Below are 24,178 nucleotides of genomic sequence, written 5' to 3'. Positions count from 1 at the left end.
GGATAGGGATGGCCATGAAAAAAGCGAATCTGCCAAACTTAATCGGCTTCGCAGCAAGCATCTTCGTGCTCCTGCTTTCAGTGCAGTGGTTTGTCCCTATCCAACTCGACTTAATCGAAGCGATAGCCGCGATCGCTTCTGCTTGGAGCGTTTGGCTGCTTGCTAAAAACAATCCCCTAGGCTGGTGGATCGGCTTAATCGGAGTTATCGCCTACGCTGCGGTGTTTTATCAAGTTAAACTGTACGGCGAAGTTGCGCTTCAATCCTTCTATTTGATCACGAGCTTCCAAGCAATTTATATTTGGCTGCGGGGTGGCGAAAACAGCACAGAAAAACCTGTATCTCGCATAAACCAACGCTGGCTCATCCTCACCGCAGTCTTCGTTACAGTTGGTGTATTTGGCTTGCGAACAGTATTAGTATATTTGGGCGGTGCAGCACCATTTTGGGACGCCCTGACCACCATCTTAAGCGCGATCGCCCAGTTGTATCTGATGGAACGCTATCTCGAAAGCTGGTATTTGTGGATTGTTGCAGACACGATTTACGTTCCCTTGTATGCCTCGCGCGGGCTATATCTGACGAGTATTTTGTACGCGATATTTTGCTTAATGGCAATTTTCGGACTGCAAAATTTTCAGCGGATTTACTCGGAACAAAAGTTAAAACAGCAGCAATCTTTATGATACTCGGTGTTACTGTAGGCAAATTTTACCCCTTCCACAAAGGACACGACTACTTAATTCGAGAAGCTAAAAAAAAGGTTGACCGTTTAATCGTTCTCGCCTGTTATAAAACAAATCAAGCAGTTGCAGGAAGCGTTAGAGCCGACTGGATTCGGTTTTTGCATCCCGATGCAGAAGTTATCGAAGTGCTCGACGATTTGCCGGAAGCCCCCGAACCTTGGGCTCAGAGGACTCTTGAGGTGCTTTCTGGGCGAAAACCCGATATCGCTTTTTCTTCAGAAGATTACGGCGAACCTTGGGCAAAACTGATGGGATCTCAACACTGTGCAGTCGATCGCGAACGGCTCAAATTCCCGATTTCGGGAACGCAATTGCGATCGCACTTAGCCGAACACTGGCAAATGCTGACTCCCCCAGCCAAAGCCTACTTTGCCAAACGAGTCTGCGTGCTGGGTGTAGAATCGAGCGGCACGACTACCCTGGCACGATCGCTCGCACAGCACTACCAAACTGTTTGGGTTCCCGAATACGGCAGGTGTTACTGGGAAGGCAGGCAATATTCGCCCGATCCGGAAATTTGGGACAGCTATGAATTTGTAGAAATTGCCAAGAAACAAGCTGCTATAGAAGACGATATTGCTACTCGCGCTAACAAAGTCGTTATCTGCGATACAGATTCTTTAGCTACTTGTATTTGGCACAAACGTTACCTTGGTTCCGAACACCCGATGGTCGAGCAAATTGCAGACAGCCGCCGCTACGATTTGTATATTTTGACTCAGCCGGATTTCGGGTTTGTTCAGGATGGAACGCGAGAAAGCGAACATTTACGGATGACTATGCACCAGTGGTTTGTTGAGGTTCTTCAGAAGAAAGGAAAGCGGTATATTACTGTGGGAGGAACGCACGAGTTGCGAATGTCGGATGCAATTGGGGCGATCGATTCACTGTTGGTGTTTGAAGCGTTAAAGGAGCTAGAGAATTAGGAATAAGTGGAGTGCGATCGCGCACCTTTTATTGGCGGGCGATCGCTCTTTTGAAATATCTCTTGCTTCTCTAGATATCTATTAGAATAGTCGAACTAGGCGATTAAAAGGATTGCAGGGAAACGATTCATGAAACTCACGGATTTGCCCCAAGATGTTCTCGATGATTTATGTCAGGATCGACAGTGGCGATTAGATATCGATCCAGGATTTGACAGCAAACACGAATTTTGGATGGCGTGGCATCATTTTCTCAAGTTACCGCAGGAATCCTACTTTGAGATATCCGAAGATAGTCTGGCAGATTTTCTCACAGTCCAAGAGTATAACCTGCTGCTGCCAGTGCCGCGATCGCACCATGCCTGCATCCATCCCATTCGATTGATTCCGAGTGCTGACCAACAGACACTCACCCTGTTTCTTCAGGACTCTTACCATCGTGATTGGTTCACAAAGCCCAGCGATGCCCGTTATGGATTTCTGGCGATATGCGATCGCTATCAGAAGTTTGGTTGCGATTTCTATCTTGCCAGCTATTATCATTTCGCTTACCTCCTCGGAAAGGATTACGAAGTGGCTGTAGCGATTCTTACTAAAAAATTAGGTCAGCTACCGTAGTTGATGTCCGATTGAATGATATCGATTAAGATTAGTTTGTAGTGAGGACTAAAGTCCTTCGATCCTGCGGACTAAAGTCCTCACTACAAACCGGATCGATCGCCCTCAAGCGCTAAGCGGAGGAATTTGACCGGGCATGATATCAAATATCATCGGGTAACGGTGGCAGTAATGCCTCTATTTGCACCAGCAAACCAGGCAAAATACTTGTAACGATATTCCAAATAACTTCCGAACTCACTTGGTCATAGCGATGAACCAAAATATTTCGTAAGTTAATCGCATTTCGCCAATCAATTTCGGGATGGAACTGCTGAAACTCGCTCGAAACTCTGCGAGCTGCTTCGCCCAAAATCCCCAACTGCCGCTCTACGGCACTTTGCATAAAAACACTTTCAAGGTAAGTGTCGCAAGAGGCATCAGCAGTAAACTCCTGAATCCGACGGATTGCTTGCGCCATGTCCCAAAGTGAAGCTCTATCCCGATCGCCCGCTTGCATAAATCACTCGATAGGTTTTCAAAATGTTCGATCGCCGATAGGGATTTTTTAACAGCTTTTTTTCCACCAAATCTACAGATCGCTGAAATAAATGCTCTATCTCTTCCTGCATACCCAATAAATGAGACAGCGTGAGGCGGTGGGATGGCTCGTAAGTAACTAATACATCCACATCGCTATCAGGGCGAAAATCATCCCGCAGCACTGAGCCAAACAGGGCAAACTCGACAATGTTCCAGCGCTGGCAAAATTGCGCGATCGCATCCAGAGAGACTTTTAAGCGATCGCTCACTACATATTCTAAATCTGATTGCAACTCAATCATCCGCGAGTCAACCTCCAACGAGAGCAAATAATGTCTGAGCTAAAGTGAAGCAATGGCATCGCTAACTTTCACCATGAGTGTCATCGGATCGATCGGCGAAACAGTAAACCCGCACTTCTGGTAAAACTGCTTCGCATCTTCGGAGATAGCGTGTACGAGAATTGCGCGTATTCCTGCAATCTCAGCAGCTTGCAAAGTGCGAAGAATTGCATCCCGCAGCAAAGCGCGTCCGATGCCGGAACCTTGCCAGTTGCGATCGCAGGCAAGCCGTCCAATCACCATAACAGGAATCGGATCGGGCATATTGCGCCGGACTTTACCCGTTGCAGTAGTTTGTGCTATTGCTCCATTTGCAAGACAATAGTACGCAATGACTGCTTGGCGATCGCACAAAACATAAGTCCGTGAAGCCCCCTCTGACTCATTTTTCAGAGCGCGGCGCTTGAGCCATTCATCTAACTGACTGTTGCCTGAATCAAAGGTCTCAATTTGATGTAACGAGTTCAGTTTTTCAGGGGGGCAGAGTTGGCCTAAATCTCGATCTAATCCCACGGAGATTTTGTTTTTAGTAATGCGTTTAGCTTCTGATTTGGCGTCGGCGGTGCATCCAGCAGCGCCAAAAATTGCTTAAATTTAATTTCATCTAACCCAAAAAAACAGCGGTCTAGAAGAACATCTTGAGCTTTTTGGTAAGCTGATTCAAGCATGAACTCCGATCGGCTCTTTCCCTGTAATTGGGCCGCGCGATCGATTACAGCGCGTTGATTCGGCTTAGCTCGAATGTTGATTGTCACATCGCGGGTCTGGCTGACTGATTCTTCAGATGCTGGCGGGTGCATAACAGTTACCTCTGGCTAGACACAGTAGTAATTTGAGCTAGTAGCCCTAGCATATTTATATGCTAATTTTTTGTATACACAATGTCAACACATATACTGAAATCTGCGATCGCGGATCTAGTTAACCGCGAGGGAATCGTGAACTCACGCATTGTACGGGCAGCCCCCGCCGCCGCTGATACAGGATCGCTCGGCCTAAGTCCTGATGTTGCCTTTCTAGGTCTGTTTTTGATAGTTGACACAAATTTTTTAAACTTGTGCTAACCCTTGACTACATACTTAAAACAGTGAAAATATGCTAAGACGCAAGCAACAAACGAACCAACCTATGAAGTTTTCCCAGAAGTCAGGGGGCAAAAGTGCCACATCCCCAAAAATCAACTCAACACACAATCTCGGCGTCGGAGGATTGCGGAAATTACTTTTTGCCGCCGGAATAGCCTCTCTGTGCGCTAGCTGTCAAAATCCTCAAGCACCCACCGCCACAACTCCCGGAGGCAGCCCCGGAACCAGTCCTGCAGCCACTCCCGTCGCAGTCAGCAGCCCCGGAGACCCAAATACTGTCAAAATTGTCTCCATGCTGCCGATGACAGGCAGCGCCTTGGGTCAAGCTCAAACAATGGTCAACGGCATCCAACAAGCCCTCGCCGAAACCAACTCCAAAGCTTGCGACGGCAAAATCCAAATCCAATACGAAGTTTACGATGACGCCACCGCCGCGGCCGGCAAATGGGACCCCGCCCAAGTAACCTCGAACTCCAACAAAGCCGTCGCTGACGCTTCGGTAGTTGCCGTCATCGGTCACTATAACTCCGGTGCCGCCAAACTTTCCATTCCCGTGCTCAACCAAGCTAACATCGTCATGATCAGTCCGGCCAACACTTATCCGGGACTGACTAAACCAGGAAAAGGCGAAGCCAAAGAACCCAACGTTTATTATCCCGCTGGCACTCGTAATTTCACCCGCGTTGTCCCCGCTGACGACCTTCAAGGGGCTGTAGCTGGCAACTGGGCGAAATCTTTAGGCGTACAAAAAGTCTACATTCTCGACGACCAAGAACTCTACGGCAAAGGCATCGCTGATGTTTTTGAAGCAACTTCTAAAAAGTTGGGAATTCAAGTCCTCGGAAGAGAGGGAATTGATATTAAAGCTAGCGACTATAAGGCGTTAATGAATAAGATCAAAGCTTTAAATCCCGACATGATTTACTTCGGTGGCACTACTCAGAGCAACGCCGGACAAATAATTAAAGACATGAGAAATGTTGGGATGGCGGCTGATGCAGTTAAGTTCATGGGGCCCGACGGCATTAAAGAGCAAGCTTTAATTGACGCGGCGGGCAAAGATGCCGAAGGAATTTACGCTACTTTTGGTGGCTTGCCTCCTCAAGAATTGACTGGTGCGGGCGCGAAGTGGTACGAAAGTTACAAGGCAAAATATAATGCTGAACCGGAAGCTTATGCAGCTTATGCCTATGAAGCTGCTAAAGTTGCGATCGGCGCAATTAATAAAGTTTGCAAAAATGACCGCGCTGCTATCCGCGAAGCTGTCTTGGCAACTAAAGACTTTAACGGGGTACTCGGCACTTGGAGTTTTGACACCAACGGCGACACGAGCTTGACTACAATGTCAGGAAATGTGGTTAAAGGTGGCAAGTGGGAGTTCGTGAATGCGCTCAAGACGGAATAATTAGTCAGTTGTCAGTTGACTGTTGTCAGTTGACTGTTGACTGTTGTCAGTTGACTGTTGGCTGTTGACTGTTGTCAGTAGTGATTTTAACTGGTTCCTAAGCAGAGCCTAGGAACCAATGTCACTCTTGGCCGGCTGGGCTTTCCGATCCGAAAAATTGGAGGTAGAGCCTCCGAATCCGCGTTTCTAATATCTGCCTAGAAACGAGTAGAATGAATGTTCCTAATGCCCAATTTCCAATTCCCCATTACGAATAATTATGAAAAACTGGAAAAGTATTCTCTTATATGTAGGTGTAGTTTATATAGTTTTGCTATTAGGCCCGATCGCAGGATTTGATTTGCCAAAAATAGTTGGTGAAATAGTCAGCAATCCCGAAGTTTTTATCCAACAATTATTAGTTGGTCTTGTTAACGGCGCGCTGATTGCAATTATTGCTTTGGGTTACACTATGGTTTATGGCATTATTGAGTTAATCAATTTTGCTCACGGCGACTTGTATATGTTGGGTGCTTTTGCTTCCCTAACCGTGTTCGGGGCTTTTGGGATGCAAGATGGCGCACCTTTGGCTATTGCTATACCGGTGATGTTAGTTGCTTTAATTGTATGTTCGGTGTTTTGTGCTGGGTTGAATATTGTTGTGGAAAAGTATGCTTATCGACCTTTGCGAAATGCTCCTCGTTTAGCTCCTTTAATTTCGGCAATTGGAGTTTCTTTTATTTTCCAAAATATGGGGCTGTTTTGGGGAGGATTGAAAGCTTTTATTCCGGTGATGGGTTCTAATTCTGCTGCGCCGAAAAGTTTTCCCGATTTGTTGCCGCGAGTTGATATTTTCAAAGCTTTGGGAATTCAAACGAGTATTGTATTTACTACGAAAGATTTAATTGTGTTGGTGGTGGCGGTGGTATTGATGGTTTTGCTTCATGTGTTTGTGCAATACACTCGTCTGGGAAAGGCGATGCGGGCAACTGCTCAAAGCCGGGATGCTGCTAAAATTATGGGAATTAATGTGGATCAGATTATTGCTCTGACTTTTTTGATTGGGGGAGCTTTGGCGGGTTCGGCGGGGATTCTGGTTGGTCTGTACAACAATACTATTGTTTTTACGATGGGGTTTACGGCGGGTTTGAGGGCTTTTACGGCAGCAGTTTTGGGGGGAATTGGCAATATTGTCGGGGCGATGTTGGGGGGGGTTTTGATTGGGTTGCTTTCGTCTTTGAGCGATCAGTATTTGTCGAGCCGCTGGACTAATGCTTGGGTGTTTGGGGTTTTGGTGGTGATTTTGGCTTTTCGGCCTGGGGGTTTGTTGGGAGAAAATGTTCAGGAAAAGGTTTAATTGGGAAATGGAAAAAGGGGAATATGTCAAACAAGATAATTCAAGCAATTTAACTGGTTCCCAGGGTCGGCTTGGGAACTGATGTCTAGAGGCTCTGCCTCGCATCACCAAATCTGCTAATTATAGCAATATTGTGATAAAGTAAATGTGGATGACGAGGGTCGAAAACTGTGCCCGAAACAAAAGTTATTTTTTATCAAGATCGAGAAGGCGCGGCTCCAGTTCTGGAATGGCTTAAGATACTCCTGAAGCACGATCGCAAAGGCTATGCCAACTGTGTTGCGCGAATTCAACAACTAGCAAGTACAGGTTACGAGTTACGACGACCTGTGGCAGATTACCTGCGTGACGGAATTTATGAATTACGGGCAAAGCATCTCCGAGTGCAGTATCGCATTTTGTACTTCTTTAATGGGCAGAATGTAGCAATTTTGGCTCATGCCATCACAAAAGATGAGGATCGAGTCCCTGATACAGAGATTGAGCGGGCAATTCAGCAAAAGGCTCAATTTGAAGCCAATCCAGCAGTTCATACCTATGTGGAGGAAACAGAAGATGGCGAAGACGAATGATGCACTGAAGATCCTTCAACAAATGACCTCTGAAGATCCTGAAATGGAGGAAATGATTAAAGAATCCTCTTTCAATGCAGAACTTGCACAACTGATTTATCGTGCTCGGACGCAAGCAGGATTGACCCAACAGCAACTTGCCGATCGCATTGGGACAAAACATTCGGTGATTGCGGAGCTTGAAGATGCTGAGTATGAGGAACACTCGCTTTTAATGCTGCAAAAAATTGCACGTGCGCTCAATCAGCGATTGGAGGTTCAACTGATCCCGATCGCCCTTGAGGAAAATCGCACTGAGCAGCGTAGTGCGTAAATTAAGAAATGAGTATGCGCGATCGCCTATTATTTACTCAATTCCACTATTTTCGGTTCGATACTAAAGCCAGGTTTGAGCCAGCCAAAAACTTCGCCTAAAGTCAACTGCATTTCCGGCATAAAATTGGGCATCGGGAGTATATCTGTTGGTTCTTGCAAGGAAATCGGCTGCTGCCTTGCGGGATAGGCTAAAATGTTTTTTTCATCGGGATCGAGCAACCAACCCATCTGGCAACCGGCATTCAAACAGTGCAAAATATTGTTTGTGACTTTGGTTTGGCTTTGGGCTGGGGACAAAATTTCTATTGTCCAGTCTGGGTGAGCATTAAATGTATTGGCAATTTCGCCGTCAGCGTCTAGGGGAATGCGATTCCAAACAAAAATCGCGACATCGGGGACAATAGAACGTCCGCCAAAGGTGCAGCGAAGTTCTGGAAATGCCCAAGCAATCCGCTGAGGTTTGCCCGCTGCATTAACCCTCGTGATAAGTTCTCCCTGAATTGTGCTGTGTTTTCCTTGTGGCATAGGTTTTTGTAAAATCGCACCTTTGATGTATTCGCTAGCGGGTTTGGTTTCTGGGAGTTGCAAAAACTCGTCGAGGGTGATAGTTTTTTGAGGTGCTTGTACCATATAGCGATCGCCCGTTTGAAGTGTGTTGGGGTAACAGTTCCAGTATATAGCAGTTGACAGTTGACAGTTGACAGTTGACAGTTGACAGTTGACAGTTGACAGTGACTAATAACTAATGACTAATAACTAATGACTAATGACTAATAAAATAATCCAAGCAATTAAATCGACTGGTATTTTAGGGGCGATCGCCTCTTTGACTGTTTTGTTATTCGGCGGTTGGAGCGGCACTGTGATCGGCTGGCTGATGGGTACGGCGGCGGGCTTTATGAGCTGTCGGGATCAGAAGGTTTACAGCCCGAAAATGGGTGCTGCGATCGGCAGTTTAGCCGGTTTGGGATTGGGAGTTTGGCTGTTAGTTGCGAGTGTGGTAGAAGGGGTTTTGATTAGACCTTTGTCTGGTCAACCTGCTGTTGCTTTGCCGACGACGCTGCTGTACGGGATTTGCAGTTTGACGATCGCAATTTTGACAGCTACGTTAATGGGTGCTTTGCAGGGTTTGCAGGGAGAACGCCAGCGGCTGGCAACTCTGGTGACATTAGCTTTTATTCTAATTCTGTTTCCGTTTATCGACATTCAGGCTCAGACCGGCTGGATTGCTACTGTAGTACAGATTCAAATCTTTATTATGTTGGCGCTGGGTTTGAATATTACGGTGGGTTTTGCGGGTTTGTTGGATTTGGGATATGCGGCGTTTTTTGCGATCGGCGCTTACACGACGGCTTTGCTATCTTCTGGGCAGTTAAATATTGCTTGGAACTTTTGGGTGGTACTGCCGATCGCGGCCGGTGTAGCTGCGATCGCGGGCGTAATCCTGGGTATTCCGACACTGCGGCTCAAGGGCGATTATTTGGCGATTGTTACCCTCGGTTTTGGCGAAATTATCCCCGTTGTCTTTAGGAATTTAACGGCGATTCGGATCGACGAACCAGTCTCGAAGATTGTTGCGGCTGTTTTGGGCAAACCAGAGTTGGTGCTGTGTCTGGTTGGGTGCGATCGACCTTTTAACCTCACCGGCGGCGAAGCGGGAATAAACCCGATCGGGCGACCATCTCTCCCCATCGTCGGCACTTTCAGCACCGGCAACTACTTTCCCTGGTACTACCTAATTTTACTGTTAGTTGTCTTCGCTTACTTCATGATTTCGCGGCTGCGAGATTCCCGCTTGGGGAGGGCGTGGAATGCCATGCGCGAAGATGAATTAGCGGCGAGTGCGATGGGGATTAACCTGGTCAAAACCAAACTTTCGGCTTTTGCGATGGGAGCGACGTTTTCGGGCTTTGCAGGCGCGTTTTACGCCGCCTATATCAGCGCAATTTTTCCCAGCGTTTTCGATTTCTCGGTGTCGGTAATCATCCTGTGTATGGTGATTTTAGGCGGTTTGGGCAACATGACCGGGGTGATTTTGGGGGCTATCATTATCATGTCTGCCGATCGACTTTATCTGCCACAATTAGCGCAAGTCCTCAAGGGTTTTCTGAATACTTTTGTACTCCCCAGGATTGCAATTCCCCAGTTGCGAGACTTTCTGGCAACCAGTTTAGACCCGATTCAAATGCGCTTATTTCTATTCGGCCTAACTCTTGTTGTCATGATGCTTGTGCGGCCGGAGGGACTGATTCCTGATAAAATACACCAAGCTGAACTGCATTCGGATGCTGAAGCGAGCAATGAGTCTTTAGCAGATGCGAGAAGTCAATAAGTAGGTAAGGGCAAAAACCATAGTATTTTGTAGGCGGGTTTAGCTAAGAATCTAGGATGCAACTCACATTTTGCACCATTCTCAAGAACAGGCAAGATGCCTGTTCCACAATAAAATTCACTCTTTGTGGAACAGGCATCTTGCCTGTTCATAAAAACCTTATTTAGAATGGTGCAACATCTAAGATACAAGGGAGTTTAGGGGTGTAAAAACCCCCTCCCCATCTAATGTTTATTTGTAACCAACTACTTAGTAAGGGTGAAAGATTAGCCATGAAAAATGTAACTGGTACTGCTTTTATCGTTGCGGAATTTAGAGCAGAAGAGAATGAAGAGGCCATTCCTCTGTATACTGATCATGTAGTAAAAATATGGCTGAATGAGGAAACAAAAAAAGTAGCTAGCCACATAGCTCAAAGCTCTCCCGCCGCTAAAGAAATGGTTAAGTTGCGGACTAAATATTTTGATGATGTTTTGTCAAATCAAATTTTAGGAGGTTGCAAGCAAGTAGTTATTTTAGGTTCAGGCTTGGATACTCGCGCTGCTAGAATTAATGGCGAAAAAGTCACTTATTTTGAAATAGACGATCGCGCGACTTTTCAATTAAAAGCAGAAACTCTCAAAGCAAACAAAGTTACTGCCAATGTTCGCTATATTCCCGGCGATTACGTAAAAGACGGTTTAATCTCCTTGCTGAAACAGAGTGAATTTGATTTCGCTCGACAGACATATTTTTTGTGGGAAGGCAACACTACTTTGGTTGACAAAAAAGATGTAATATTTGTACTAGAACAAATTCGCGACAATTTTCCTAATTTTCGAGTATCCTTTGATTATATGTCGGAAAAGGTGATTTTGAGAACGACGGGCTACCAAGATATCAATGATTACATAGATAAATACGAAAGTATGTATGCACCGTGGATTACTGGGTTTGAAAAGATTGCAACTTGGGCTGATGAACTCAATCTCAAAGTTATTGAAAACTTTTCGACTGCCGATTTACACGCACAGTATCGCCCTGGCCGTTCGCTAGAATCTAATCTTTTTAAGTTCTATTTTGTTTGTACTTTAGAAAATGCAGTAGGGGGCGTCAATCGATTTTAGATTTTAGATTTTAGATTTTAGATTGACCCCACGGATAAATGCGGGGGCTTGAAGATTTTCGATTTTCAATTTTGGATTGATTCCACGGATAAATCACGTGGCGGGTATCATCAAGAAATTCTTGGTCAGTCAAGAGATTTGACTCAACTCACACAATTTGCTGCTGACGCACCGCAGAGTACAGACGATCGCACTTTGTCGGTACCCTAGAAAATGCAGGAGGGTGCGTCAGTGATTTCTTGGACAATCGCAAACCATTTATTAGGTCAAGCGAATTCGTAAAGAATCAATAAGACCCTGTTTAGTCAACCAATCTTCTACCTCTGGCGTTAAAAGTCCCAGGGTAGCACCCTCATTAGCAGCCACTCTCAGAAAACGAAGCACTGCTTCAGGAACCTCATCAGCATTTAAGCCCTCCCAGCACTGCTTTAATTGCTCAATTAGCCGATCGACTTTATCAAAATCCTCACTGCTTTGGGGAATTGAGTTAGACGCCCGAATTTGCAAATCTAAATTTCTAATTCGTTGGATAGTTGGCTTAAATGCCGAAACTTTATCCAATAAATTTAGGATTTCATTATTAGTGCGGGGCCTATTTTGATTTCGGTAGCGCCGCCAAGCTTGACTCAATTGGTCTTCTAGAGCTTTTTGCAATTGCTCTATCCTCAAATTGAAATTTATTTTATTGAAATTTTCATTGTCTATAATCCACTCAGGATCTGCTTTAAATTCTGCCTCAACATTAGCAATAAAATTCAGCAGTTCGTCAGCTTTTTGAGTTAGAGCGAAATTGGCAATTCCTCTTTGGCGAAAAGCTCTCAAAGATTGAACGAGAGGTATAGTTCCAGCGACAGCTTGCTCTATTTGCTGTTGTCGAGATTGAAAGCCTTGAAGATGGGTTGCATACGTCTGAAGATTAATTTTCTTGTGAGATAAGTCAATCAGTTGAGTTGATTTTTCGAGAAGCATATTATCTATCCTTTAATTTCAGTAATTAGATTTCGCAGTTTAGCCAATCCATCTTGAATAGCCCTATGGCAAGATTCTACTGTTGCACCACCTGACACTTCTAAAACTTCAATTTGGTTATTCGCATCGGTTAGAGAAGCATCAAGAAAATTGTTAGTGCTGCCGACAAATTCGGCAGCCTCTGTCATTGTTTTTTGATGATTTTCCCTGAGATACTCAAGCAGCTTCCCCGGTTTACTATCGGGATTATCTTTCTCAGCTTGCACGCGCTTCATTGTTCCTAAATATCTATCAAGCCCAACTCGTTTAAACTGTTCCCATACTGATTTTAGCTCATCGACATTCTTTCTGCCTCGAAATACACCAGCTTCTGTCGAGCTATCGATCGCCCGCTTTACTAAATCGGTAACATCTTTTTTCTTGATGTCTTCCCCTAATGCAGCTACTAGAGAATTGTAAACACCAAGTTGGCGATCGCACTCTTCCTGAATCGCTTTTTCTAGCAGTTCATCCGCAGCTTGACGCGCTTTCTCAATTTCGGGAAACTTTTCTCGAACATCTGTCGGAATTTCACATTGAGGTTGCCAAGATTTGCTAACCTGTTGCAATGGGTCGAGGATTTGTACAACATCAATAATCTGAAATTGTTTAGAACTTCCTTTTGTGCAGGCAGTGCGACTTTTAACAATTTCTAGTAAAGCCTCCCGGTGGTTTTGTAAGCTATTAAATAGCTTTTTCCAGTTAGCTGAACGATTTTCTAAATCTTTTGCTTCTAAATCGAGAAACAAACTATTAATCAAATGTTCAATCGAATCTGTAGGATGTCCTGCCATTGTGGCGGCGATCGCCAGTAGTTCAACTGCCGCAGGGACAGGGTTCCAAGGTTCCCCAGACTCGCGGGGATACAGGCGAATTTGCTCAACTACATATTGACTCCATTTTTCCAGTTGTTTGGCGTAGGTGCGAAAGTAGCGAGATCCATCGGGGAACTTCCAATGCTTGTAATGGTTGTATTGCAAAATACCTTGAAAGGCGATCGCCGTTTCCCGAAACTCATCTGCATCATCAGGATTCAGAGGAAGAGATAGTTTAACTCCAGAAATCGTCTCCCTCGTCACTTTTCGACTATAAAAAGTAATATTTCTGCTTTTAAAATATGTCGTCCCACTACTAGCAAAAACCCCCTTAAGCAGCATTTCCGTATCCCATTCGATCCGCTCGCCGATAGCTGAGTAAATCAACGGCCGCAGTTCCCCAGCGATATCTTGCGGGAAACTTTCTTGAGTGTTGTTCCACCTATCAAGAAATTCTTTTTGCCTAGTCAGCTTGTCGGGAACTTGTCCGGCTGCTGCCAGATTTTTTTTAGTTTTAGATTGTGACTCAACTTGATACTTACTAACAGAAGACCTAGACTCTTTAGGACCAGAAATAGATGATGATTTTTTTGTAGGCTGAACCTTCACGCCCAGCGCCGGAATATCAAATGCAGAGTGAACTTCTGGGTGCAAATCACAAAGCTCGTTACTATCCGTCCACAAATCTAGGAGAATCTGGCGGCGATCGCCATTTTCTGGATCTTTCGCTTGAATATCTCCCTGAACCATTGCACTCAGCCGCATCTTACCAAAGTGTTCTCGCACAGAAATAGCAGGAAACTCTCCGCCCTCGATATCAGCAGCAGAATTTTCTAGCGTCCACTTAAGAACATCTTTAATCAAAATCCGAGGGTTAAAATTGCCGGGATTGACTCTAGAAAGCATTTGTTCTAATCCTTCAGGCGTAAAAGGATACAAACCCAAACCGTCTGCTTCTGAAAAACCTGCATGACAAGCTAATTTATGTTCGCATTCATTGCAAGCACTAGGTAGAGATTCTCGATCCGCACCTTCGCGATTGCGAGAGTCAGCCCACCAATTTTGAATTGTTTTATCCTCCAAACGCACGGCGTTGAGATATCGACCCACAAATTGTTTGATATCTGCATAATTCACTAAAGATTGTTCGCCAACTGTGCCAAGGTCAAGATTAACGCTAAAAGTAATCCGCTGTTTTACAGTATCTAACCTCAGACTGTCAAAATAGCCCGTAGTACAAGCTAGCGCCGTTCGGATCGCGCACAAATGTTTGCCACCCGGTTGTTGAGGTCGCGCTAAAACTGCTTCTAAAACTTCGCGATCGATGCCTTGCAATTTAGCAAAATCTTCAATCAGCAAAACTAACTCTATTCCTTGTTGGGCTAAAGTTTCGCGAACTTCCCCCATCAATCTTTGTAAATCTTCCCGCCCCAAGCTCAAAACCTGAGCTATGGCTTCATCTAAATGTCGGTTCAACCAATCTACAGTTGCCCTTTGAATATCCTCATCGCCGATGAGTAAGCTATAAAATTCCCGCGCAGACTGCCCAGCTTTTTGCAAGTTTAAAACATTGAGAGGCAAGTCATTTAGCGAAAAATGCCTCCGTTCTTCCACAACTTCTACCGTATCTCGCTGTCCGAGAATGTGGATAACTAATTGATGGATAATACCCCCATCCTTTAGCCAGTATTCTTTTCGGAAAAATGGATCGTATAGGAAAGAATCAACAGCACCAACTAGGTAATCTTCCACGTCCGACAGTTTTGTGCGATCGCCCCGACCGTTTGGGCCAACCGCAGCCGCAAGCTGATTCAGAAGTTGTTCCCGCGCTTGGGCTTCTGTCAAGCTGCTAGTGGCTCGATTTAAACGCTGCCGGTATTCATCAAAACTTGCTCCTGGCATCCCTTCTAATATTAAACTGATAATATCTTTGAGATTCGTTCCTATTTTGGGTATGAGCAAAACTCGGCGCTTTTGGGTCGATTCAATATTCGCAGCTAGCCAGCGAATCAGGTGAGATTTTCCCGTCCCCGAACTGCCTAAAACTGGCACGAAAGCGAAATCTTTTTCAGCGAGAAAGTCTTTCAGAAATTGTTCCTCACTGTAGGTAACACGCGACGGTGCATCGATAAGTTCCTGGCGGTACATGGCAATTGGATGGTGAGTTGCCAGAAATATACTATCTGGAGTTTGCGTAGCCTCCACACCCATTACGCGGCGAACGCGATCGACATCCCAGCAAACAAATTTTGTAAAAGTCATAGTTCTACTCCCGTCCAAATAATATGAGAAAATCCTGCTTCTTTGTCACCACTTGGAAAGATGAATAAATCGGCATCCGACTCTTTTATAAGCTGGATGCACTTATCATCCTGAAGGCGGAATAAAGCAAAAGCCGTGCTAGTTGATAAATGATTGGGTAAGCGACCACCAATTTTTTCTTCAACCTGTTCTCGAAATTTTCCAGTTTCAAACAGAGGACATTTTTGAGCTAGACGATCGATAAAATCTCGAATTGAAAGTTTAGCTTTTGCTTCTCCTTGAAATAAATCCTTTAAATTTCGTCTGAGATAAGCAGTTGGCTCAGCCACAACAAGTTTTTTGTTGGAATCTGAAGCATGACCCCAAGCAAACCCTAAATAACACATCCAGTCCTCGACTTGACCAAACAAACTATTGCTGGATATTTTCAAATCTAAAGACTCAGCAACTCCCTGCTCTGCGACACGCTGTTCTACTTCTTGCCATGTACCGGGAGCATCATAAATATCCTGTGCTAAATACCATGCTATTAACCGACCTAAATCTTCTTCATCTTCGTTATCAGAAGCAAACAATAGCTGTACCAGCGTATCGGGTAACAATTTATCACCCATTTTAGGATGTCGAGATGCTTCGGGAATCTCAAAATTTATAGCAATATCATCATTGTCTGCGATTAATAAGCGACATTTTATGCTTTCTCGCAGTGCAGCATCAAACATCGGATATTCGGCACTTTTGTTTCTCCCTTCTGACAATTCATGTGGAGAAAGCAGCCGAGTGAGTTTTTCCTTGTTTTCGCGCTGTTTGGGTGCTTCAAGTAAATATCTAAATATTCCTCGCATTCTGCTAGGAGTAGCCAAAGCAGTTTTTAAGACGCTCATAAATTAACCTCCCTGCAAAAATGGTTAAACATCAAGTATCTGCCTGAAAAAATATTAATCAGCTTGCGGTCATCGCGGCTCGGATCGGGTGTATCTACGGGAAGCATAATGATTAGCGGAGCTTGAGAAGTTCTGTTGAGTGACAGATAGTTGTGAGGGATAGCCTTTCCGGGCGGATGAAATATCAGGGTGGGAATGCGCGGCATCAGCATGGGTTCGTATTTTCCAAACAAAAATATACAAGCATCGGCAATTCCCTTTGTTTCTGCTATCAATATACTCTGAAATTCATCAGCCACAACAAGATTATTAATTCCCTGCTCGATTAACCAGTTAAAAAGTTTAGGGCTTTTGAGTTGCCAGCTTTGAGCTTCAAGAGACTCATAGAAAACTAGCATTAATTTATTTCCTCCTAGCAATCCTTTTAGTTCTTCACCTACAAAAAAATTCGGTTTTTGCCATACAGGTAATGGCGCAGGCATAATTCCCGAAAACTCTGGTTCCCTGTTTTTTCTGCAAACAGGACATCCACCGCAAGCGGGAGAAACTATCACCTGTTTTCTCGGTTCTAGCACTGCACGGGCGGGAATAGTGTAAGCTTCAGCAAAGATTTCTGAAATACAGCGTTTCGGCCGCAAAACCTCACGCATCAATTGCAGGTTTTTATAGCTCCAGTTTTGGCGCTGTTGGCGAATTGGCTCTACTTTATGTTCCCAAGTTTGACGATTCAGATGTGATTCATCTCGGATGCGGATGAACCGGGACTCTCTGTGCAGTTCCCAAGCTTCGTTATAAGCTGCTTCCGATTTAAAATTTCTTCTTCGCGGCGGTTCCTCGGCATCAATATCGATTAAACCCGATCGACTCATCAGCGTTAAAGTGCGGATGTTCCAAGCCTGATTCTGTTGGCTGTTCATGTCAATGTCTCCTGATTGTAAGGATGGAGGAATATTGACGGGAACGCGAAACCGCCCATCGGGAAGAATTTCTTTCCTCAAAAACATACTTTTCCACCGCTGAAAACCCCGATCGCTCGTTATGGCAGATTTGTCATTAAGCGATTTGGCAATCTCTAAGTCTTCATTGGTATGTAAGGTGAGCGAGATTGCTGCTTTGCCGTCTCGACCTCCTCGACCCACTTCTTGATAAAAGCGATCGATAGTTTCTGGGATGCAGACATGAAGCACGGCTCGAATATCTGACTGATCCACACCCAAGCCGAAAGCAGAAGTAGCAACAACTATATCAACTCGTCTCTCGCGCAAATTTTCAATCAGTTGAGAGCGTTCTTCTGGGCTGGATTCCCCGGTCATAATCGCACACCGTTTGAATCCAGCAAACAATAAATCCTGTTGCCATCGCCGGACATCTTCGCGTTTGGTGGCGTAAACAATCAGAGGGCGGGGAAGATGATAAACCGCTTCAATTAATCGCTGTTTCCTGATTTCTTCACTTTGACACCAAGCAAACCAATAAGACGGTTCCGGTCGCAACTGTACGGCAGATATCACTTGAAACGGGCCGGGTTTCCCGAATAAAATTTCTAGGGTATCTAAACAGGATTCTGTTAAGGTTGCAGTCAGCAATAAAGTTGTAAAAGAAGTTAAGCGCAGCAAATCTCTTCGCAAACCTGGGAGTTCTTGAAAAGCGGGACGGAATTCATCGCCCCACTGTTCGACGATATGCGCTTCATCTATTACGAAATACCGCAGCATTTCTGATTTGGCGGCTTCGTAAAGAGCAGGTGCGAGAGAATTCATCAAGCTTTCGGGTGATGTGAAAACGATTCGCTGAGTGCCGTTGCGAATGCGATCGCGAATTTCCTGCCGTCTCTCTTGTCCTTGCCCAAACTCGTCGCCATAATAGGCAGTGGCATGGTTCACAAAAGGTTTTAAAGCTCGTTCCTGGTCAATGGCTAGTGCTGTAGTTGGTACTACAACAACTGTTACACCAGCATTTTTCGATCGCACCAGCGCCGGCAGTTGAGCGCAAAGGCTTTTCCCCGATCCAGTAGGCAGGTTAATGGCGAGTGTCGAATTGTCAGGAGCCGTCAAAACAGCCCGAATTGCTTCACGTTGCCCTACACTCCGATACTTCTGCCAATTCACCAATTCCAGAAACGGATCTCCCTCTACTGGCTCGTAATTGCGGCGTTTTTTATCATCAAATACGGGTTTTTCTGGGGGATATTGTGCGGAAAAATCTAGCCAATCAGGCTGCCAAGGATGAGCGCTAATCAGATAGTAATCCGCACCGTCGCTCAAAATATCGATACCGCTTTGTTGCCACATTTCGCGATCGGGAAAAAGAGAAGTCCGAGGTACTTTCAAAGTTGGGGGTATCCCGCCTTTTTGCTCGTATTCCCGCCGCAGAACCTGACGGATTAGAGTCGCAATATCTCCCCTTCCCGGCGCATAAGAAGTTCCCGCAGCATCCAAAGTTTCCAGCAAGCGCCTGTAACCAACTTCTGAAAATTGACTTGTATCGCCAGGAATCTTATCTGTTTGGAGAATTTCTCTGAGCTTTTGAAAAGAATCAGCCATCACTCATCTCCCCCTTCCTGAGATTCAACCGGAGGTCGCCCAGAAACTACAATGAATCCTACAGAATCAAGCTTGATTCGCGGATGGCGAATTCCTTCTAAAATAGCTTGACTTAACGCAGTTTCTATGTTAACTTCTTTTGCTAGTAAAGAGTGCGAAGTTTGTTGGCTTTCAGCCATTCGGTTGAGGCGCAGCCGCAGTTGGTCTACTCTATTTCCTAGTTTCTGGTCGGCGATTCGGGCGCGCTGTTCGCAGAGCGAGATGAAAAAAGTGCGATCGCGCAACAGTATTTCCGAAGTCTCACGCGCCTGACTGCACAAATCAGGCCACTTACTCTCATCAACAAACTCATTGAGAACCGATAATCGACTTTTTGCTAAATTATAATCTCGGCAGGGATGAGAACTTTTACCCTTGTACGAACCTTGCAGAATCTTCAAAACAGCTTCATCTTCAACAATGCTCATTGGTTCGTAGCGAGCATCAATAAAAATTGTCTCTAGGATTGGAGGAAATAACGCATCAGCGCGCCGTTTCACAGATACAAATCTACTTCGCTCCAGCTCAAAATCTGTTGAAACTTGCTGGGCTAATTCCAAATCAGCCTCGACTACATAATTAAAGCGAAAACCGAACCATTCCATCCCTTCCCCAGCATCCCAAGAGCGATCGCATCGCCATAGAGCAAATGCTTGACCCCTGTCATCCCAATGGATATAAGATGCTAGTGCTTCCACAAATTCTTCCCCAATACGGTAGAGGTTGACACCAGGATATTTAGTTGATATTCTCCGATTATAAGTACCAGAGGGTTGTGCATAAGCAGCAAAGCGAGTTTGCAGATCGTGGATGGGAATTAGAGTGCGCTTAGTAGGTTGATAACGCCCTACTTTTTCTAAATTGGGATCGTCAATTTGTTTGAAGTGCAGTGCTTGACATATCCAGTCTTCTGTTGCTCGTTTAATTTCCTGATGGCGAGCATCATAATCATCTAAAATTTGAAAATATTGGGTAGCGTTTTCATCCTGGGCATCTATTTCATCTAAAGCGTTTTGTTCGCTAATTTTTACCTTTTCTTCAGCAATTTCTTGTTGGATAGTCTCTATCATTTCCAATAGTCCACTAGCACCAGATTGAAACATAGTGGTTAGCAGTCCTGGTAGTTTTTCATCTACATAAAACTGGAGACTGGCAATGGATTGATGAAAGATGCCGAAACCGTCTTTTAATAATTGATACCAAGCATCGTGAGGGCTATCCTCTAAGTCTGAGCCTGCGAATACTGTAAATTGAACATTTAAAGGGCGACCAATGCGATCGATCCTACCAATCCTTTGTTCTAAACGATTTGGCGACCAGGGAAGATCGAAATGAATCATCCAATCAACAAATTGAAAGTTCCGACCTTCTTCAGCAGAGGAATCGCAAACAAGGATAAAACAATTTCGGTCATTTTTGAACTTGTTGAGGCTTTTCTCAACATGAGAACGAGACAGTCCTAATTGATGGCTAGCTACAGAGGCCTGACCAAAGGTATCTGATAAGCACCGGAAAATTTCAGCGCCTGTTTGGGCAAAACTGGTGAAAATGACAATTTTAGGTAGGGGAGTTCCCGATATCGGTCTGCGAATTTGCTGTTGCACCTGTTCGAGCAATTTATGAAGGTTGCTGCGATAAGATTGAAGTTTAAAAGTCTCTGAAAGATGATACAGTATCACTATCTTTAGTAATTCGAGGCGAGATCCTTCTTCTGAAGGTTGCTGAATAATTCTTAGTAAAGATTGCAAAATCTGTTCTTCCCCAGAAAATTTAGGGGTTTCTGTCAGAATGCGGATATTATCAGCACCAAATTCTTGAATCAAGGCAGAATGGGAGATGCCGCTTAAACGGGTTTCCAGCACTTGCGCTAAAATCCCTAACCAAGTCCCGCTAGCACGGAATAAAAGTAGAAAAATTTGCTGATATTGTTGTTGGTTAGGAGCGACTGTGCGCCATTCATCAATTAGTTCGTGAAGTTGGGGCGATCGCTCATCTAAGTCATACTCTACTTTTGGTGTCACATTTCGGGCAAAAATTACATCTTCCACCGCAGCGCGACGGTTGCGGAGCATTCGACGGTGTAACCGATAGGTGTCGCTGATGTGGGTGCGAATCGATCGCACAATTCGATCTCGATCTGCCGGGAGTGTTTCTTTAGAAAGCAAACAATTTTGTAATTCCTCTACGAGATTTAGCAGATATTTATCTTCAGAAAAAAGGTTTCGCAGTTGGTTGAGGTTAGTTTTAAGCACAAACGGATTTGCTTTCTCTTTAAATGAGAGTAAAACTCGACCAATTTGTTGGCGGTTTTTCACCCTCGCACGAAAACCTTCTAAATCATCAAGTTGGTAGGTGCTCGGATCGAGTAGGTGCAGCATCGCCAGGAAATCTTGCTCGTGATTGAGAACTGGAGTTGCAGATAATAGAAGTAGGCGATCGCTTTTATGAGCGAGGTGTTTGCAAGTCTGGAAACGGCTGCGCTTTATCGAATCTGAAGAGGTCGCCATTGCTGCAATATGATGTGCTTCATCTAAAATCAGGAAGCCCAAATCGGCATTCGGGCTGACTCGATCGACATCCTCTACTGCAAGAACCTGGACACGATTGTCCAAGTCAGAGACATAGAATTTATGTTCTAATTCTTGAAGCCACTGTTCCCGCAGGTATTGCGGTACAAGCACCACTGCACGTCCCTGCGGTTCATCGAGGAGATACTGGCGAAGAATAGCACCTGCTTCGATCGTCTTTCCCAGTCCAACTTCATCCGCTAAGAGGTAACGTTGAATGGGGTCTTCGAGTACGCGGCGGACAACTTCAACTTGATGGGGATAAAGGTCAATATTGGCAGAAATCAGCCCTGTCATCCCGCGACTGACAGCGCGTTGTTCGATGAGACACTGGACAAAAGCTAAACGTCGATCGTGAAAGTAGGGCGTTTCCTGACCTTTCATCGCTAGAGTTTCGATGGGGTCATCGATGGGTAGATTGCAACGAACGTAAATTTCGTGCTCAGCAACTAATGCTATCTTTTTATCGGGTAGATCGATTCGATACTGACCTTTGTCTTGATCCCAGTCAAAAATTCGGCCAATTATCCATGTATCCTGGGTTTCTGGCTGGATGTAGCATCGTGTCTGAGGCGGGAGTTGAACTCTATAAAGCGAAGTTAAGGGTAAGGTTTTTTCCAGGCGTTGCCCAATTGAGCAGAAGTATTCAACCGTTGCTGTAGAGTAGGATAGCTCGGTAACTTTTCCGATTCCTAAGTCGTTGTTTGGCGATTTTTCTGCGGAGACGCTTCGCGATCGCACCAGCAAACCAAGCTTTATCATAGTTCCGGCCTCTACATACCCTCTTACTAGACTAGCCCATCCCCATGAAAAACTAGCAGTGTAATTTAATTTTCCACCCTTTTTGTCCTTACACTCAAGGGGAAACCTTAAACCGAAACGCAGTCATGAAGCTTGGCCCAAGACTTTCTGTAACGCATTCCGATCCCCAAATCTTTCCGTGTGGTAACGAGCATCCCACCACAGCCAAGCTGACGCACTTTAACAGAGCCGATTTGGTATTATATAGAATCCGAGCTATAACCGCTTAACTAATATTAGGAATCACAACCAAAATGTCATTATTAGAAGCACAGCAACTTACAATGCGATTCGGCGGTTTGACTGCCGTTAACCAGGTGAGTTTAACATTGGAAAAAGGCTCGATCGCCAGTTTGATCGGCCCCAACGGTGCGGGCAAAACTACTTTTTTTAATATGCTGACAGGTATCTACAAACCGAGTGCGGGTCAGTTGCTCCTAGAACAGAAGAATATCACGGGTTTACCGCCCGATCGCCTGACAACTTTCGGCATTGCTAGAACTTTTCAAAATATCCGCTTGTTTAACAACATGACTGTCCTGGATAATGTTTTAGTAGGTAGACACTGCCGATTAAAAACAGGTTTGTTGGGTGCAATCCTCCGCCCTCCCGCTGCGAATCTGGAGGAGCGGGAAGCTAAAATAAAAGCGCTCGCTATGCTTGATTTTGTCGGTTTAGGTGTTGCTAAAGCGCCGGAGTTGGCAAAAAACCTTTCCTACGGCGACCAGCGTAGATTGGAAATTGCGCGGGCTTTGGCTTCCGATCCGAAAGTGTTGCTTTTGGACGAACCAACTGCCGGGATGAACCCGAACGAAACGGCTGATTTAACTCGCTTTATTTACCGGATTCGCGATGAGTTGAATTTGAGTATTTTGCTGATTGAACATGATATGAAGGTGGTGATGGGAATTAGTGATCGCGTTAGTGTTATGGAGTACGGTACTAAAATTGCTGAGGGAACTCCGGCAGAAGTTCGCGCCGATCCCCGCGTGATTGAGGCATATTTGGGAAAAGAAGAAGATGGACATGGTTAATGGGTAAATATCTCCATATTTTGATTAAGATTTAGGTAAAGATAGCCCACAAAGAGCAATTATGATGTTGGAAATTAAAGACATTCACACTTACTACGGAAATATCCACGCTCTCAAAGGAGTATCGCTAACAGTCTCGCAGGGAGAAGTTGTGACATTAATCGGCAGCAACGGGGCGGGGAAAACTACCACTCTCCGCACGATTCAAGGACTGCTGCGCCCGCGCCAAGGCACTGTATTATTTGAGGGAAAGCCTTTAGAAGCACTATCTACAGAGGCGATCGTCCGTTTGGGGATTTCTCAAAGTCCCGAAGGGCGGTTGATTTTTCCGCGCATGACGGTGCAAGAAAACCTGGAAATGGGTGCTTATCTCCGCAACGATACTCTCGGTATCAAGTCAGATATGGAAAAAGCATTAAATTTATTTCCTCGTTTGCGAGAAAGAATTAGTCAAAAAGGGGGAACTCTCAGCGGCGGCGAACAGCAAATGTTGGCGATCGCCCGGGCTTTGATGTCGCGCCCCCGCTTGTTATTATTGGACGAGCCGAGTATGGGATTGGCACCTATGTTAGTCAGTCAAATTTTTGCGATCGTCCGTGATATTAATGCTGAAGGAACAACTATTTTACTGGTGGAACAAAACGCCCGTATGGCTTTAAGTGTAGCCCACCGCGGCTATGTCATCCAAACCGGTCAGGTTGTAGTTGCTGGTACGGCTAGCGATTTGCAGTCAAATGAAACTGTTCGCAAAGCGTATTTAGGTGAAAGTTAAATATGGGCATGGGGCATGGGGCATTGGGCATTGGGCATGGGGCATGGGGCATTGGGCATGGGGCCTGGGGCATTGGGCATGGGGCATGGGGCATGGGGCATGGGGCATGGGGCATGGGGCATGGGGCATGGGGCACTGGTTATTGGTGA

General features: G+C 45.1%; 21 protein-coding genes. 11 read left to right on the top strand and 10 right to left on the bottom strand.

Annotation, left to right across the window (positions count from 1 at the left end):
* Positions 1 to 14: 14 nt before the first annotated feature.
* The 3 genes from pnuC to QUB35_RS21735 all read left to right on the top strand — a co-directional run bounded on the left by pnuC (position 15) and on the right by QUB35_RS21735 (position 2,290).
* Complete coding sequence (gene pnuC / locus QUB35_RS21745) at positions 15 to 686, top strand: nicotinamide riboside transporter PnuC (RefSeq protein WP_333143817.1); 672 nt, start codon at positions 15 to 17, stop codon at positions 684 to 686.
* Entirely contained in the window at positions 683 to 1,672 is a 990-nt protein-coding gene (locus QUB35_RS21740) for an AAA family ATPase (RefSeq protein WP_333143816.1), read from the top strand. Before pnuC ends, QUB35_RS21740 begins: the two co-directional genes overlap by 4 nt.
* 129 nt (positions 1,673 to 1,801) lie before the next feature.
* Positions 1,802 to 2,290, top strand: a complete 489-nt coding sequence (locus QUB35_RS21735; RefSeq protein ID WP_333143815.1) for a hypothetical protein — start codon at positions 1,802 to 1,804, stop codon at positions 2,288 to 2,290.
* Positions 2,291 to 2,432: 142 nt separating this feature from the next.
* Here the strand turns inward: QUB35_RS21735 and QUB35_RS21730 are convergent, their stop codons facing one another.
* Genes QUB35_RS21730 through QUB35_RS21715 form a run of 4 tightly spaced genes read right to left on the bottom strand, consistent with a single transcriptional unit; the run spans position 2,433 to position 3,953 of the window.
* Complete coding sequence (locus QUB35_RS21730; protein WP_333106827.1) at positions 2,433 to 2,789, bottom strand: HepT-like ribonuclease domain-containing protein; 357 nt, start codon at positions 2,787 to 2,789, stop codon at positions 2,433 to 2,435.
* Positions 2,767 to 3,114: a nucleotidyltransferase family protein gene (locus QUB35_RS21725; RefSeq protein ID WP_333143814.1), complete on the bottom strand. Its 348-nt coding sequence runs from the start codon at positions 3,112 to 3,114 to the stop codon at positions 2,767 to 2,769. Before QUB35_RS21725 ends, QUB35_RS21730 begins: the two co-directional genes overlap by 23 nt.
* A 39-nt stretch (positions 3,115 to 3,153) precedes the next feature.
* A complete protein-coding gene (locus QUB35_RS21720) occupies positions 3,154 to 3,666 on the bottom strand; it encodes a GNAT family N-acetyltransferase (RefSeq protein ID WP_333143813.1) in 513 nt (170 codons plus the stop codon).
* A complete protein-coding gene (locus tag QUB35_RS21715) occupies positions 3,657 to 3,953 on the bottom strand; it encodes a DUF1778 domain-containing protein (protein ID WP_333143812.1) in 297 nt (98 codons plus the stop codon). The genes QUB35_RS21720 and QUB35_RS21715 overlap by 10 nt, the downstream gene beginning before the upstream one ends.
* A 295-nt stretch (positions 3,954 to 4,248) precedes the next feature.
* Between QUB35_RS21715 and QUB35_RS21710 the strand changes: the two genes are divergently transcribed.
* The 4 genes from QUB35_RS21710 (at position 4,249) to QUB35_RS21695 (ending at position 7,864) form a co-directional block, all read left to right on the top strand.
* On the top strand, positions 4,249 to 5,643 hold the full coding sequence (locus QUB35_RS21710; protein WP_333143811.1) for a branched-chain amino acid ABC transporter substrate-binding protein: 1,395 nt from the start codon (positions 4,249 to 4,251) through the stop codon (positions 5,641 to 5,643).
* 259 nt (positions 5,644 to 5,902) lie between these two features.
* A complete protein-coding gene (locus QUB35_RS21705; RefSeq protein WP_333143810.1) occupies positions 5,903 to 6,979 on the top strand; it encodes a branched-chain amino acid ABC transporter permease in 1,077 nt (358 codons plus the stop codon).
* A 170-nt stretch (positions 6,980 to 7,149) separates the two neighbouring features.
* A complete protein-coding gene (locus QUB35_RS21700; RefSeq protein WP_333143809.1) occupies positions 7,150 to 7,551 on the top strand; it encodes a type II toxin-antitoxin system RelE/ParE family toxin in 402 nt (133 codons plus the stop codon).
* Positions 7,535 to 7,864 carry a helix-turn-helix transcriptional regulator gene (locus tag QUB35_RS21695; RefSeq protein ID WP_333143808.1) on the top strand — a complete coding sequence of 110 codons (330 nt, stop codon included), beginning with the start codon at positions 7,535 to 7,537 and terminating at the stop codon, positions 7,862 to 7,864. The genes QUB35_RS21700 and QUB35_RS21695 overlap by 17 nt, the downstream gene beginning before the upstream one ends.
* 29 nt (positions 7,865 to 7,893) lie before the next feature.
* Here the strand turns inward: QUB35_RS21695 and QUB35_RS21690 are convergent, their stop codons facing one another.
* Positions 7,894 to 8,496, bottom strand: a complete 603-nt coding sequence (locus QUB35_RS21690) for a Uma2 family endonuclease (RefSeq protein WP_333143807.1) — start codon at positions 8,494 to 8,496, stop codon at positions 7,894 to 7,896.
* 136 nt (positions 8,497 to 8,632) lie between these two features.
* On the opposite strand from QUB35_RS21690, the gene QUB35_RS21685 reads away from it, so the two are divergent.
* Positions 8,633 to 10,198, top strand: a complete 1,566-nt coding sequence (locus QUB35_RS21685) for an ABC transporter permease subunit (RefSeq protein ID WP_333143806.1) — start codon at positions 8,633 to 8,635, stop codon at positions 10,196 to 10,198.
* 272 nt (positions 10,199 to 10,470) lie between these two features.
* On the top strand, positions 10,471 to 11,304 hold the full coding sequence (locus QUB35_RS21680) for an SAM-dependent methyltransferase (RefSeq protein ID WP_333143805.1): 834 nt from the start codon (positions 10,471 to 10,473) through the stop codon (positions 11,302 to 11,304).
* A gap of 261 nt (positions 11,305 to 11,565) precedes the next feature.
* On the opposite strand, the gene QUB35_RS21675 is transcribed toward QUB35_RS21680, so the two are convergent.
* Genes QUB35_RS21675 through dpdE form a run of 5 tightly spaced genes read right to left on the bottom strand, consistent with a single transcriptional unit; the run spans position 11,566 to position 22,184 of the window.
* On the bottom strand, positions 11,566 to 12,273 hold the full coding sequence (locus tag QUB35_RS21675; RefSeq protein WP_333143804.1) for a hypothetical protein: 708 nt from the start codon (positions 12,271 to 12,273) through the stop codon (positions 11,566 to 11,568).
* 5 nt (positions 12,274 to 12,278) lie between these two features.
* Entirely contained in the window at positions 12,279 to 15,389 is a 3,111-nt protein-coding gene (dpdH, locus tag QUB35_RS21670) for a protein DpdH (protein ID WP_333143803.1), read from the bottom strand.
* On the bottom strand, positions 15,386 to 16,273 hold the full coding sequence (dpdG, locus tag QUB35_RS21665; protein WP_333143802.1) for a protein DpdG: 888 nt from the start codon (positions 16,271 to 16,273) through the stop codon (positions 15,386 to 15,388). The genes dpdH and dpdG overlap by 4 nt, the downstream gene beginning before the upstream one ends.
* Positions 16,270 to 18,816 carry a protein DpdF gene (gene dpdF, locus QUB35_RS21660; protein WP_333143801.1) on the bottom strand — a complete coding sequence of 849 codons (2,547 nt, stop codon included), beginning with the start codon at positions 18,814 to 18,816 and terminating at the stop codon, positions 16,270 to 16,272. Before dpdF ends, dpdG begins: the two co-directional genes overlap by 4 nt.
* Positions 18,816 to 22,184 carry a protein DpdE gene (dpdE, locus tag QUB35_RS21655; protein WP_333143800.1) on the bottom strand — a complete coding sequence of 1,123 codons (3,369 nt, stop codon included), beginning with the start codon at positions 22,182 to 22,184 and terminating at the stop codon, positions 18,816 to 18,818. Before dpdE ends, dpdF begins: the two co-directional genes overlap by 1 nt.
* Positions 22,185 to 22,477: 293 nt before the next feature.
* Here dpdE and QUB35_RS21650 point away from each other — a divergent pair, with 293 nt between their 5' ends.
* Together QUB35_RS21650 and QUB35_RS21645 are read left to right on the top strand one after the other, a co-directional pair.
* A complete protein-coding gene (locus tag QUB35_RS21650) occupies positions 22,478 to 23,257 on the top strand; it encodes an ABC transporter ATP-binding protein (RefSeq protein ID WP_333143799.1) in 780 nt (259 codons plus the stop codon).
* A gap of 64 nt (positions 23,258 to 23,321) precedes the next feature.
* Positions 23,322 to 24,029, top strand: a complete 708-nt coding sequence (locus tag QUB35_RS21645) for an ABC transporter ATP-binding protein (RefSeq protein WP_006631855.1) — start codon at positions 23,322 to 23,324, stop codon at positions 24,027 to 24,029.
* Positions 24,030 to 24,178: the final 149 nt, after the last annotated feature.

Source organism: Microcoleus sp. B13-B6 (genome assembly GCF_036705405.1).
Lineage (GTDB): Bacteria > Cyanobacteriota > Cyanobacteriia > Cyanobacteriales > Microcoleaceae > Microcoleus.
The sequence above is the reverse complement of the archived record's forward strand: the minus strand, read 5'-3'. Positions and strand labels throughout refer to the sequence as shown.

Bases quoted from the DNA above. Each gene is read 5' to 3' on its own strand.
- pnuC (WP_333143817.1), top strand. From the start codon at position 15: ATGAAAAAAGCGAATCTGCCAAACTTAATCGGCTTCGCAGCAAGCATC.
- QUB35_RS21740 (WP_333143816.1), top strand. From the start codon at position 683: ATGATACTCGGTGTTACTGTAGGCAAATTTTACCCCTTCCACAAAGGA.
- QUB35_RS21735 (WP_333143815.1), top strand. From the start codon at position 1,802: ATGAAACTCACGGATTTGCCCCAAGATGTTCTCGATGATTTATGTCAG.
- QUB35_RS21730 (WP_333106827.1), bottom strand. From the start codon at position 2,789: ATGCAAGCGGGCGATCGGGATAGAGCTTCACTTTGGGACATGGCGCAA.
- QUB35_RS21725 (WP_333143814.1), bottom strand. From the start codon at position 3,114: ATGATTGAGTTGCAATCAGATTTAGAATATGTAGTGAGCGATCGCTTA.
- QUB35_RS21715 (WP_333143812.1), bottom strand. From the start codon at position 3,953: ATGCACCCGCCAGCATCTGAAGAATCAGTCAGCCAGACCCGCGATGTG.
- QUB35_RS21710 (WP_333143811.1), top strand. From the start codon at position 4,249: ATGCTAAGACGCAAGCAACAAACGAACCAACCTATGAAGTTTTCCCAG.
- QUB35_RS21705 (WP_333143810.1), top strand. From the start codon at position 5,903: ATGAAAAACTGGAAAAGTATTCTCTTATATGTAGGTGTAGTTTATATA.
- QUB35_RS21695 (WP_333143808.1), top strand. From the start codon at position 7,535: ATGGCGAAGACGAATGATGCACTGAAGATCCTTCAACAAATGACCTCT.
- QUB35_RS21690 (WP_333143807.1), bottom strand. From the start codon at position 8,496: ATGGTACAAGCACCTCAAAAAACTATCACCCTCGACGAGTTTTTGCAA.
- QUB35_RS21685 (WP_333143806.1), top strand. From the start codon at position 8,633: ATGACTAATAAAATAATCCAAGCAATTAAATCGACTGGTATTTTAGGG.
- QUB35_RS21680 (WP_333143805.1), top strand. From the start codon at position 10,471: ATGAAAAATGTAACTGGTACTGCTTTTATCGTTGCGGAATTTAGAGCA.
- QUB35_RS21675 (WP_333143804.1), bottom strand. From the start codon at position 12,273: ATGCTTCTCGAAAAATCAACTCAACTGATTGACTTATCTCACAAGAAA.
- dpdH (WP_333143803.1), bottom strand. From the start codon at position 15,389: ATGACTTTTACAAAATTTGTTTGCTGGGATGTCGATCGCGTTCGCCGC.
- dpdG (WP_333143802.1), bottom strand. From the start codon at position 16,273: ATGAGCGTCTTAAAAACTGCTTTGGCTACTCCTAGCAGAATGCGAGGA.
- dpdF (WP_333143801.1), bottom strand. From the start codon at position 18,816: ATGGCTGATTCTTTTCAAAAGCTCAGAGAAATTCTCCAAACAGATAAG.
- dpdE (WP_333143800.1), bottom strand. From the start codon at position 22,184: ATGATAAAGCTTGGTTTGCTGGTGCGATCGCGAAGCGTCTCCGCAGAA.
- QUB35_RS21650 (WP_333143799.1), top strand. From the start codon at position 22,478: ATGTCATTATTAGAAGCACAGCAACTTACAATGCGATTCGGCGGTTTG.
- QUB35_RS21645 (WP_006631855.1), top strand. From the start codon at position 23,322: ATGTTGGAAATTAAAGACATTCACACTTACTACGGAAATATCCACGCT.